General features: G+C 60.3%; 11 protein-coding genes. 5 read left to right on the top strand and 6 right to left on the bottom strand.

The genetic code is table 11. The features are described from left to right. Window positions 1-104: 104 nt before the first annotated feature. The 4 genes from HHL26_RS18325 to HHL26_RS18310 all read right to left on the bottom strand — a co-directional run bounded on the left by HHL26_RS18325 (window position 105) and on the right by HHL26_RS18310 (window position 3729). A complete protein-coding gene (locus tag HHL26_RS18325; protein ID WP_008828105.1) occupies window positions 105-1274 on the bottom strand; it encodes an acyl-CoA dehydrogenase family protein in 1170 nt (389 codons plus the stop codon). A 10-nt stretch (window positions 1275-1284) separates the two neighbouring features. Beyond that, window positions 1285-2202: an SDR family NAD(P)-dependent oxidoreductase gene (locus HHL26_RS18320; protein ID WP_024018971.1), complete on the bottom strand. Its 918-nt coding sequence runs from the start codon at window positions 2200-2202 to the stop codon at window positions 1285-1287. Between the two features lie 43 nt (window positions 2203-2245). After that, a complete protein-coding gene (locus HHL26_RS18315; protein WP_229710705.1) occupies window positions 2246-2773 on the bottom strand; it encodes a TIGR02444 family protein in 528 nt (175 codons plus the stop codon). Window positions 2774-2868: 95 nt separating this feature from the next. Beyond that, window positions 2869-3729, bottom strand: a complete 861-nt coding sequence (locus HHL26_RS18310) for an alpha/beta hydrolase (RefSeq protein ID WP_008828102.1) — start codon at window positions 3727-3729, stop codon at window positions 2869-2871. Between the two features lie 139 nt (window positions 3730-3868). On the opposite strand from HHL26_RS18310, the gene hpaH reads away from it, so the two are divergent. From hpaH to HHL26_RS18295, 3 genes are read left to right on the top strand one after another with little or no spacing between them, the layout of a single operon-like run. Beyond that, window positions 3869-4684, top strand: a complete 816-nt coding sequence (gene hpaH, locus HHL26_RS18305; RefSeq protein ID WP_008828101.1) for a 2-oxo-hept-4-ene-1,7-dioate hydratase — start codon at window positions 3869-3871, stop codon at window positions 4682-4684. A gap of 9 nt (window positions 4685-4693) precedes the next feature. Next, a complete protein-coding gene (locus HHL26_RS18300; RefSeq protein ID WP_008828100.1) occupies window positions 4694-5482 on the top strand; it encodes an HpcH/HpaI aldolase/citrate lyase family protein in 789 nt (262 codons plus the stop codon). Window positions 5483-5486: 4 nt separating this feature from the next. Continuing rightward, window positions 5487-6653: a CoA transferase gene (locus HHL26_RS18295; protein WP_024018973.1), complete on the top strand. Its 1167-nt coding sequence runs from the start codon at window positions 5487-5489 to the stop codon at window positions 6651-6653. 9 nt (window positions 6654-6662) lie between these two features. Here the strand turns inward: HHL26_RS18295 and HHL26_RS18290 are convergent, their stop codons facing one another. Together HHL26_RS18290 and HHL26_RS18285 are read right to left on the bottom strand one after the other, a co-directional pair. Beyond that, window positions 6663-7895, bottom strand: a complete 1233-nt coding sequence (locus HHL26_RS18290; RefSeq protein ID WP_024018974.1) for a multidrug effflux MFS transporter — start codon at window positions 7893-7895, stop codon at window positions 6663-6665. A 100-nt stretch (window positions 7896-7995) separates the two neighbouring features. Then, entirely contained in the window at window positions 7996-8847 is an 852-nt protein-coding gene (locus tag HHL26_RS18285) for an IclR family transcriptional regulator (RefSeq protein WP_008828097.1), read from the bottom strand. 194 nt (window positions 8848-9041) lie between these two features. Here HHL26_RS18285 and HHL26_RS18280 point away from each other — a divergent pair, with 194 nt between their 5' ends. Both HHL26_RS18280 and HHL26_RS18275 read left to right on the top strand, forming a co-directional pair. Then, complete coding sequence (locus HHL26_RS18280) at window positions 9042-9971, top strand: fatty acid desaturase (protein WP_008828096.1); 930 nt, start codon at window positions 9042-9044, stop codon at window positions 9969-9971. 62 nt (window positions 9972-10033) lie between these two features. Then, a complete protein-coding gene (locus tag HHL26_RS18275; RefSeq protein WP_008828095.1) occupies window positions 10034-11353 on the top strand; it encodes an LLM class flavin-dependent oxidoreductase in 1320 nt (439 codons plus the stop codon).

The raw sequence follows: 11353 nt of genomic DNA, 5'->3' as shown, positions 1-11353 counted from the left end.
TTTGATCCGGCCCGCAGGCGAATTGGCCATGCGCCAGGGCGGGGCGGAATGAACCCCCTGGCCGCCCATGGTGCAGCCTGCGGATGAAGTGCAACCCACGAAGGTCAATTCGCCGCCGCAAATTCACGCAGCATGTGCTTAGCGATCTGGAGTTGCAGGATCTGGGTCGTGCCTTCATAAATCCGATATATGCGCGCATCGCGGAAGAAACGTTCGGCATCGTATTCGGCAAGATAGCCGGCACCGCCGTGGATCTGGACGCAGGCATCCACCACGCGGCCGCACATTTCTGTCGCGAAAACCTTGAACGCCGCTGCTTTGCGCAAGATGTTCTCGCCTGCGTCGGCGCGCCGAGTGACATCGTCCATCATGCATTCGGCGGCATAGATTTCGATCTCGCTCTGGGCGAGCATCTGCTGGATCAACTGGAAGTTGGCAATCGGCTCGCCGAATGCCTTGCGCTCGGTCGCGTATCGGATGGCGCTATCCAGCGCCCGGCGGGCATAAGCGGTCGCTGCGGCGCCCACCGACATCCTGCCGTTGTCGAGGCTCATCATCGCGAATGCGAAGCCCTTGCCAAGTTCGCCGCCGAGCAGAGCCTCGCTGCCAACGTGGACATCTTCCAGCCCGATATCGGCGATATGGCTACCCGACTGGCCCATCTTCCTGTCCGACTTGCAGATCGTCACGCCGGGTATGTCAAGCGGGACGATGAATGCCGATATATGGGCGTTTTTGGGCAGATTTTCCATGGCCGTCCGCGCCATGATCAGTCCAACCTTCGCAAAGGGCGAGTTGGTAATATATCGCTTGGTGCCATTGAGAAGCCAGCCGTCGCCGGTCGGCACCGCAGTCGTCTGCAGACCCGCCGCATCTGATCCCGAACCCGGTTCGGTCAGGCCGAAAGCGGCGATTTCACCCGCGGCAATGCGCGGCAGCCATGCAGCCTTCTGCGCTTCTGTTCCACCATTCTTGAGGGCTGAGGCGAACATGCCGACATTGATCGAGATGATCGAGCGGAATGCCGGCATCGCATAACTTAGCGTGTGCATGGTGCGGATATACTGGCTGATGTTCATGCCGGCGCCGCCATGCTCTTCCGGTATGGTCAATCCAAACAGACCCATGTCGCGCATCGCTTCGAGGACGTTTTCGGGGATGAGGTCGGTTTCAATAATTTTGCGCTCGACAGGAATGAGCCGGTCGCGCACGAAGCGTTCAAGCTGTATCAAGAATTGTTCGAAGACTTCTGCATCCATGCCGGCGTTGCTCATCGGTTACCTGTCAGATTGGATCATAAGGAAAGACATGCGCCGAGACTTCATCGGCGCGCGCGAAGCTGCTGCGAAACGAAGGTACAAGCTCGTGGGCAATTGCCTCCGGCGTCCAGCCTTCGACCTTGGTCATCGACCGGATCGGCCGGGGCTTGCAAAACAGGGCGATTTCATTCTTGCGAACCGCGAAAATCTGGTTGGTCACGTCCTTGGATAGGTCGGATGCCAGATAGGCAACCAACGGCGCGATCTTGTCTGCCGACATGGATTGCAACCGTTGGACACGTTCGTGTTCGGCAGGCGTTGTCGCGGGAATTGACGAGGTCATGCGGCTCCACGCAAAAGGCGCGATGCAGTTCGAGCGGACGCCAACTCGCGCCATGTCGAGCGCGATAGACTGCGAAAGCGCGACGACGGCCAACTTTGCCGCCGAATAGTTCGCCTGCCCGATGTTGCCGATCAGACCGCTCGTCGAAGTGAAATGAACGAAACTGCCCGCCTTCTGTTCACGAAAATAGGGCGTGGCGGCCTTGGAAACGTTGAAGACACCAGTAAGATTGACCGCGATGACGCTGGTCCAGTCCGCGTGACTCATCTTGTGCCAGATGCTGTCTCGCAAGATGCCTGCATTGTTCACGACCGCATCGATTCGGCCAAATTTCCGTACCGCATCCTCGATAATGCTCTGCGCCTCCGCCGGATCTGCAACATTACCGAAGTTGGCCGCCGCTTTGCCCCCGGCACCGATGATGTCGTTAGCGGTGTTCTGAGCGAATGCGGTATCGCCGCCGTTGCCCGCCTGCGCCACGCCAGGATCGTTGACGATAATTGCCGCCCCCTGCGCGGCGCAATACAACGCCAGTTGGCGACCTATTCCGCGCCCGGCACCAGTGATCGCGACAACTGATCCATCCAGGCACCGATCCATATCCCGTTCCTCAAATGCAATTAGCCCGACAGGCAGGACTGGCTCAATGCCAGGCTCTGGCAACAAGCTCACCCAGTTCCTCTGCCACTCCGCCAGATGTGCTCGCCAAGGTACAATAGTTGGCAAAGCTTGCCTGGACTGCTGCTTCGGACGACTCGGCACGGGTCAACTGGTCCAGGTCCAGCCCAGCGAGCATTTGGGACTGGACCAGACGTTCACCATGCAACTCTGCCGTCTTCAGCGCCGCATAGGCTGCGGCGTTAATTTCCGACTCAGGCGTACATTGGCACCACTGCTTCATCCAGCGCCGCACCGAACGGACCGGTTGCACGAAGCGTTCATTCGCAGTTGCTGCCGAGTGCTGCGCGGCCTCGATGTCCGAAACAGCGAGAATGGTGCAACGCGCCCCTGCCAACCAAAGGCAAAGCAACACCGTGTTGACGTCACACCCATGCTGATCCTGCAAGGCAAGGCAGGAAGCTGCCACGCCCGGCTTGGCATAAATGTGTAAGGAATAGTCCCATAACGCCGCCGCGTGCTGCTCCACCTGAATTGAAGCTTCATCACCCACTGGCGGCACGGCCGGGCCTTGGTCCGACCGTGCCGAAGTACCCAATCGCGGACCTTGGTGAAAATGCTGACCAGACATGCAACGAGGCCAACCGCCTAGAACGTGCGGGCGCCGAAATGGATTTCCATCATCGGACGCATGACATCCCACCGTTCCAGCTGCGACCAGTGGCCCGAACGGTCGAGAACGTACAGTTCGGCATGCTTGAGATGCTGGATCAGGTATAGGCTGGTGTCGAGCGGCACCACCCGGTCCTGACGGCCATGGAAGATCAGCACTTCGTGCGGCATTTTGCCCAGCAGTTCGGGCGGCATGTTGAGCGTCTCAATGCCGTTCTTCATCGAATCGATCATCTTGACCGCGGTCTTCATGATTCCCGGATCGGTGGCGATCTTGTAACGGTTCTCGACGATTTCCTCCATGCCTTCGAACTTCTCGGCATCGTAGGCGAAGCTGTGCATCACCTGGCGATAGCGGGCATATCGTGGGTCGGAATAGAACGAGAGCAGGCGGATCAGTTCCGGGGTGCGCGGGCCGGGGGCTCCGATCGAACCCATCAGCACCACCTTGTCGATTGTGTCGGGCTCCTCGCTCATCATTTGCAGGGTCAGCGCGCCGCCCATCGAATTGCCTACAACGTGGGCCTTCTTCACACCGAGCGCCTCAAGCAGGCCAAAGCACTGGTCGACCCGGGTGCCGATCCAGCCCATCACGCTGTCAGGCCACGGATCGGGAATCACCGACTGGCCGAAACCGATCAGGTCGGGCGCGATCACGAAGAAGTTTTCGGCGAGGTCCGGCATCAGGTGATACCAGTTGGATGCGGCATGTGCGCCCGGACCCGCACCGTGAAGCAGCAGAATTGCCGGCTTGGACGGATCGCCCGCCAAGAGGGTGTGCGAGGTCAAGCCGCGGCCCGTGATCTTTTCTTCCCTGATAACCCCTTCAGCAGCCATGACATTCTCCCATGTGATCCTGACGATATATTCGCGCGACTCCTTGCCGGAGTTCACAGTCAATTTTGCCGGAGCCTAAGATATCGTTTGACATTGTGCAATGAGTTTTCCCAAGTGTTGCGCATTGGGAGCAGGACACATGACAGGCGAGACATTCGACGATCGACTGGTCGCGCAATTGGCGCAGGAACTCGACCATGCCGAGCAGACCCGCGAACGGATCCGGCCGTTCTCCGTGCGCTATCCAGGCATGCAGATCGAGGATGCCTACCGCATCAACCAGGCCTGGGTCGATCTCAAGCGAGAGCGCGGCCGGGCCGTCTTTGGTCACAAGATCGGCCTGACCTCGCGCGCGATGCAGCAGGCAGCCGGAATCACCGAACCCGATTACGGCACCTTGCTGGATGACATGGTGTTCGAACAGGGCAGCGACGTGCCGACCGCCCGGTTCATCACGCCCAAGGTCGAGGTCGAACTGGCCTTTGTGCTCGGGCGCCGCCTGGAAGGAGCACAGACGACGATTTTCGACGTCCTGAGCGCCACCGACTATGTGGCTCCGGCAATCGAGATCATAGACACCCGGGTGCATCCCAAGGATGCCGAAACCGGAGTGGCGCGCAAGGTCCTGGATACGATCAGCGACAATGCCGCCAATGCCGGAATCATCGTCGGCGGTCTGCCGGCGAAACCCGACGGGCTCGATCTGCGCCGCATCGGCGCCCTGCTCAGCCGCAACGGGGTGATCGAGGAAACCGGCCTTGCGGCAGGGGTGCTTAACCACCCCGCCAACGGCGTCGCCTGGCTGGTACGGCGGCTCGCGCCTTGGGGGCAAGGGCTCGAAGCCGGAGAAGTCGTGCTTGGCGGATCGTTCACGCGCCCGGTCGAAGCGGCGCCGGGCGATGTCTTCAACGCCGATTTTGGCGAGTTTGGTTCAATCGGGTTCCGGTTCGTTTAAGGGGCGAAAATGCAGACACCGGTCAACCGCTTCAAGGCGGCCTTGCGCGAAGGTCCGGTCCAGCTTGGCTTCTGGTTGGCCCTGGCCCATCCAGACATTGCCGAAATCTGCGCGGGCCATGGCTATGACTGGCTGCTGATCGATGGCGAACATGGCCCGCAAACCCTGCCCGGCATCGTCGCGCAGCTGCGTGCGGTCGAGGCGACGCCGCCGTGTTCGGCGATCGTCCGGATTGCCGGCCACGATCCGGTAGCGATCAAGCAGGTTCTCGATCTTGGAGCGCAGACTCTGATGGTTCCGATGGTCGAGACCGCCGAACAGGCCCAGGCCATCGTAACTGCGTCCCGCTATCCGCCTGCAGGCGAACGCGGCCTCGGCGGCGCCCGTGCCGCGCGCTGGGGTGGCTATCCTGCCTATGTCGCAGAAGCCAATGCGCAGGTTTGCATCATCGCCCAGATCGAGACCGCGACCGCCGTCGACAACATTGAGGCGATCGCCGCAGTGGACGGAATCGACGCGCTGTTCCTTGGACCTGCGGACCTGGCCGCGACCGAAGGTTTGCTGGGCGCAATCAATTTCGATGCCCTGTTCAAGCTGACCGGCGAAGCACTGGCGCGGATCGTCTCAACCGGCAAACCGGCCGGGATCCTTTCGCGCGACGAACGCCTCGTCCAGCAGTTCCTCGATGGCGGTGCCCGCTTCATCGCCAACGGGATCGACAGCTTCACGATGGCCAAGGGCGCGGGCGACGGACTCCGGGTCTGGCGTGAGCGTATCGCGGCACAGGGCGGCAACTGAGGCTATGGCAAAACCGGCTTGGCAGACGCCTCGTTCCAGTGACCCGGTCAAACCGCTTGATGGCGTCCGGGTGCTTGAATTAGCCCGCATCCTGGCTGGCCCATGGTGCGGACAGCTGCTGGCGGACCTTGGCGCCGAAGTGATCAAGATCGAACGGCCCCGCGTAGGAGACGATACGCGGCATTGGGGGCCGCCGTTCGTGACAGCAGAAGATGGCACCAATTTGGGAGCGGCTTATTTCCATTCGACCAATCGCGGCAAGCGGTCTTTCGCAATCGACATCGCCAGCGCGGAGGGCCAGGCCATCATTCGCGATCTGGCAAGCGGCGCAGATATCGTGATCGAGAACTACAAGGTCGGCGGGCTGTCGAAGTACGGGCTTGACCATGCCGCGCTTTCCGCACTGAATCCGCGCCTGATCACCTGCTCGATCACAGGGTTCGGACAAACCGGGCCATACGCCCACCGCGCAGGCTACGATTTCATCGCCCAGGCCATGGGCGGCATGATGTCGATGACCGGCGAACCCGATGGCGAACCGCAGAAGGCGGGCATCGCCGTGGCCGATCTGTTCACGGGCATGTACAGCACGGTGGCGATCCTCGCTTCGCTCAACCGCCGGGACCGCACCGGCAGCGGCGCCCACATCGACATGGCACTGCTCGACACCCAGGTGACTGTCATGGCCAATCAGGCGATGAACTGGATGACATCGGGTAATGTGCCGCGCCGGTTCGGCAACGGTCACGCCAATCTGGCACCCTATCAAGCCTTCCCCACGCTTGACGGGCCCTTGGTGATTGCGGCCGGCAACGACGGCCAGTTCGCCAGCTTGTGCCGCGTTTTGCGGTGTTCACTGCATGAAGACCCACGCTTCGCCACAAATCCTGCCCGTCTCTCGAACCGGGCGGAACTGGTCACAACGGTCGAGGGGCGCACGGCCCAGTGGAACCGACAAGCGCTGTTCGACGCGCTTGAAGAGGTTGGCGTGCCAGCCGGACCAATCAACGAACTCGACGAAGTGTTCGCCGATCCACAGGTCATCGCCAGGGGCCTCGCCGCAATGGCCGGAGGGCGCAAAGGCGTCGCCAGCCCGATCGTGATCGACGGGGTGCGAATGGTTTCGGATCTGGCCGCGCCGGGAAGTCCCGAGTCGGTCGGAGACGAATAGGCGGCGCAGTCAGTTCGCAGCCTGAACCGGTATAGGTCCCCCGAACAATCGCCAGCCTTCGCTGAACAGTACAAGCACGATGGTCACGCTCGCCACCCCGAAGAACGAATAGGCCAGAGGCAGCGGGGAACCATTGTAGGCCTGCCCGATCAGTGCGCCCAGCCCCGCGCCAAGCACCAAACGGAAGAACGTCTGAACAGAGGCCGCGGCCCCGGCCACCTTGCCGAATGGCTGCAGGGAAATCGCAGTGAAATTGATGAAGACCGTGATCAGCAAGCACATGTTCGCGGATGTCAGAAGCACGAACTGAAGCAGGGTTTCGCCCGGTCGGGATGCCACATAGATCTGGCCGATCGACACAAGGAAATGGCACAGGATGGCGGCATGGCCGATCCCTCGGATGCCGAAACGGTGTACGATAGCGGAATTGGCAATGCTGGCCAGCATCATCGAGCCCGCCATCAAGCCAAAGATTACCGAATAGGCCCCACCGGCCCCGAAATGTTCGCCGATCAATTGCTGCGAGCTGTTGATGAAGCCGAAGTGAGCGCCGAAAATCAGGGCCATGCCAATGACGTAACCGATCGACCGGCGATTTGTCAGAACGAGGCGGATGTTGCCGAACAATTCACTCGCACCATGAGACTGCCGCCGGGAAAGCGGCAGCGTTTCTTCCATGCGGAAGAAATACCAAGCTGACACTCCCATCGACAGCACCCCGATGACGATGAAGACGGCACGCCAGCCGAGCGCTGTAAAGATCACATAACCCAAACTTGGGGCGAGGGTCGGGACTGCCATAAACAGCATCGCGACAAAGGCCTGCAGCTTGGCCATGTCTTCGCCCTGATAGCGGTCGCGAACGATCGCCAGAGGAAGGACGGTCAGGGCGGAAGAGGCACAGCCAAGCAGCGCGCGGGCCGCCAGCAGGACCGAAAAGTCAGCCACGAAAGCACAAAGCAGATTGATCAGGGCGAACAGAACCATGCAAACCAGCAGGACCGGCCTCCTCCCAAGCCGGTCGGAGATCGTCCCCGGGACGAGCGAAAACAGGCCCGAGCAGATCAGGAAGGTGCCGATGACCCATTGCCGCTGGTTTGAACCGCTTGCTCCCAGATCGGTTGCCATGGCACCCAAAGCCGGAAGCAACGTTGTAAACCCAAGTGACTGCAATGCCTGGATCATCGCCATCATGGCGATGAACTCCCGTTTGCCGATTGGCTCTTTATCGGACAGCGACAACGTTCATACCTTCCGGATGGTCGGGCCTGGCAGCGCCCCCGCCATGAAGCCGGTCCACCAATATGGAGGCCCGTCCACTTCTGATGTAAAGCCGCAGGAGCTATCCTTGCCAGCCGATCGCACGACTCGCTGCTATGGCCGCCGAAAGGATCTTTTCGATCTTCGTCTTCGAATAAAAATGCTTGTCCTGAACTCGCGAGAGAACGCTCATCGTCGCAACAAGCCTGTTCGCGGAATCAAACACAGGTACACTCAAGGCAGAGAGACCAGGCACAACCGTACCCTGTGTGGTCGCGTATCCCAGCTCGCGCGCTTGGACTATCTGCCTTTCCAGTTCGTCGTCGGAAACCACCAGCCCGCTGGCGCGCTCTTGCTCGATGACGGGCTGGGTCAAAGTTCGTGAACAATGGGTCAAATACAGGATGCCAGTCGACGAAGCCTGCAATGGCAAAACAGAGCCGACGTGCAAACTGGTAAACAGGGGCAGACCGCCATCGATCCAGCGAATCACCGATGGCCCGTAATTACCCCAGACCGCCAGCAACCCTGTCGTTTGCAGTTCTTCCAGCACGCTCGCCAGATTATCGCCAGCGATCCGTACCGGCTCCACCCGCGCCAGCGCGGCCATGCCAATACGAACTGAAAACTCACCTAGTGCATAGCGGCCATTCTGGACATTCTGCTCGACCACGCCTGTATTGACAAAAGCCAGCAGGTAACGGTGTGCCTGGCTGCGTGACAGACCCGATTTCTCGGCAACTTCACGCAGATGTGCGCCATCCCTTGGGCAATCCATCAAGGCCCTGAGGACGCGAACACCAATTTCCACGGACTGGATAGCCTTGCGCGGCGAATCATTCGCGCTCAAATCTTCGGGAGGCAAGCGCTCGTTAGCCTGATGTTCGATTTCATCACCTTTAGCTGTAAGCTGGCTAGCCTTGCGTGCGTTCATCGGTATTCCCCTTCACCAGCCACTCCCCGGCCCCAAAGCCCCTTGCATTATGGGAAAGGAGTTGCATATTGTCCAACGAATAGTGTAAGGTGCAAACGCGTGCAAGGGGATGATCTGAGTCAATTGCGACAAAGAGGCCGAGCGTCAACCCAACCAGGCGCTTAAAAACCAGTGAGAGGAAAGGAAGTCGGGTAATGGCTGCAATCGCGTTTCCCAGATCGTCCGAAGAGCATTTCGAAGAGTTGCGAAAGGCGCCCGTTCTCGCCCTGCCGACAGCTCTCTTGTTTGTCGTTTCCATGGCAGGGATCGCAACGACCTGGTACCTGGCGCTGAACGCTATGCTTCCGCTTTGGGTCGGTGCGATCTCAAACGGCCTCGTCACCTATCTGCTTTTCAGCGTGATCCACGACGCCTCGCACAAGTCGCTGTCGAGCGTTGGCTGGATCAACGAATCGATCGGCGCGATCGGCTTGTTCTTCCTCTTTCCCTATGCCCCGATGGTCCTGCTCCGCTGGGTCCACAACAAGCACCACACGCATACCAATGGACCCAAAGACCCCGACCGGTTCGAGCATGAATCGCCCTGGTGGCAGGTTCCATTCCGCTGGACCTTCTTCGATGGTGCCTACATCTGGTATTTCGTCAAATATGGTCAGAACGTGCGCAAGAAACATGGCACCGAACTGCTTGTCTTCTATTCGCTCCTCGCGCTGCTGTTCGTTGCGGCAATTTACTTCGGCTTCGGCTGGGAACTGTTCATGCTGTGGTTCGTGCCGTCACGGATCACGCTGTTCATCATCGCCATCGTCTTCGTCATCCTGCCACATCATCCCGCGATCATCGCGCAAGACGAAGACCCTTACATGGCGACAACCATGCGGTTCGGCTGGGAATGGTTGCTCAACCCGCTGCTGGTTTATCAGAATTACCACCTGATCCACCACCTCTGGCCTGAAATCCCGTTCTACCGGATGCACAAGGCCTATTACCTCAAGTACGATGAAATCAACGCCAACCGCATCCCGCGCCAGAAAGCCTTCGCCCTGAAGCCCGAGAACTATGACGACCACTTTGCGGTTCGCCGGGAACTCGACCAGGCGCAAGGCAAGGCAAGGCCTGCCTAACGAAATAACGGCCGGACCGTTCGGTATGGTCCGGCCGTACCTCCAGACCGGGAAACGCACTGATGGCCAAGCAACTTCACCTTGGCGCGTTCATGCGCCCGGTCAGCATCCACACCGGAGCCTGGCGGTATCCAGGTGCCTTACCCGACGCGAACTTCAGCCTGGCAGCGATCCAGCGCTTCATCCGCAGCCTTGAAGCTGCCAAGTTCGATTATTTCTTCATGGCTGATCACCTCGGCGTGCTCAACCTGCCACGCCAGGCGCTGATGCGCAGCCACACTGTGACCTCGTTCGAGCCATTCACGTTGCTTTCCGCACTGGCCGGGGTGACTGAGCGAATCGGCCTCGTCGCAACGGCCTCGACCACTTACGACGAGCCGTTCCATGTCGCGCGCCGCTTTGCCTCTCTCGATCACATCAGCGGCGGGCGGACCGGCTGGAACGTGGTGACCACTTCGAATCCGGACAGCAGCCGCAACTTCGGCCTGGAGACCCAGCCAGATCACGCCGCGCGCTATCACCGCGCCCGCGAGTTTCATGACGTTGTGACCGGGCTGTGGGACAGTTTCGCCGACGATGCCTTCGTTATGGACGCAGCAAAGGGCATCTATTTCGACCCCGCCCGGATGCGTGCGCTGAACCACAAGGGCGAGCATTTCTCGGTCACCGGGCCGCTTAACATCGCCCGTCCGGTTCAAGGCTGGCCGGTCATCTTCCAGGCCGGTGCCTCGGACCCGGGCCGCCAGCTCGCTGCCGAAACCGCCGAAGCCGTATTTGCTGCGGAATCGACGCTGGAAGGCAGCAAAGCCTATTACGACGACGTCAAAGGGCGGGCGGCGACGGTAGGACGCAATCCCGATCACATCAAGATCATGCCGGCCGTATTCCTGGTTGTTGGAGACACCGTCGAGGAAGCCCACGCGAAGCGCGCGAAACTGGACAGCCTGGTCCACTACGACAGCGGCATCCATTCACTGTCCGGCATGCTGGGTCACGACGTATCGGGCTTCGATCCCGATGGCCCCCTGCCCGACATCCCCGAATCCAACGCCAGCAAAAGTTCGCGGCGGTTCATGATCGAATTGGCCAGAGCTGAGAGCCTGACGATCCGCCAGCTCGCCGCGAAGGCCGGCAGCTATGGCGGTTTGGCTTTTGTCGGCACCGCCAAGACCATCGCCGACGAGATGCAGCATTGGCTTGAGCAAGGCGCTTGCGACGGTTTTACCACCATGTTCCCTTACCTGCCGGAAGGCCTGGAAGACTTTGCCGGCAAGGTTGTGCCCGAACTGCAGGCGCGCGGCCTGTTCCGCACCGAATACGAAGGCGAAACGCTGCGCGACCATCTAGGCCTGCCGCGCCCGGACAACCGCTTCTTCGCCTGA

It is taken from the genome of Sphingobium sp. TB-6, from assembly GCF_012927365.1.
Taxonomy (GTDB): Bacteria; Pseudomonadota; Alphaproteobacteria; order Sphingomonadales; family Sphingomonadaceae; genus Sphingobium.
Note: the sequence above shows the minus strand (reverse complement) of the source record. Positions and strands in the feature narration are given on the sequence as shown.

Bases quoted from the DNA above. Each gene is read 5' to 3' on its own strand.
- HHL26_RS18285 (WP_008828097.1), bottom strand. From the start codon at position 8,847: ATGAACGCACGCAAGGCTAGCCAGCTTACAGCTAAAGGTGATGAAATC.
- HHL26_RS18320 (WP_024018971.1), bottom strand. From the start codon at position 2,202: ATGGATCGGTGCCTGGATGGATCAGTTGTCGCGATCACTGGTGCCGGG.
- HHL26_RS18325 (WP_008828105.1), bottom strand. From the start codon at position 1,274: ATGAGCAACGCCGGCATGGATGCAGAAGTCTTCGAACAATTCTTGATA.
- HHL26_RS18275 (WP_008828095.1), top strand. From the start codon at position 10,034: ATGGCCAAGCAACTTCACCTTGGCGCGTTCATGCGCCCGGTCAGCATC.
- hpaH (WP_008828101.1), top strand. From the start codon at position 3,869: ATGACAGGCGAGACATTCGACGATCGACTGGTCGCGCAATTGGCGCAG.
- HHL26_RS18295 (WP_024018973.1), top strand. From the start codon at position 5,487: ATGGCAAAACCGGCTTGGCAGACGCCTCGTTCCAGTGACCCGGTCAAA.
- HHL26_RS18310 (WP_008828102.1), bottom strand. From the start codon at position 3,729: ATGGCTGCTGAAGGGGTTATCAGGGAAGAAAAGATCACGGGCCGCGGC.
- HHL26_RS18300 (WP_008828100.1), top strand. From the start codon at position 4,694: ATGCAGACACCGGTCAACCGCTTCAAGGCGGCCTTGCGCGAAGGTCCG.
- HHL26_RS18280 (WP_008828096.1), top strand. From the start codon at position 9,042: ATGGCTGCAATCGCGTTTCCCAGATCGTCCGAAGAGCATTTCGAAGAG.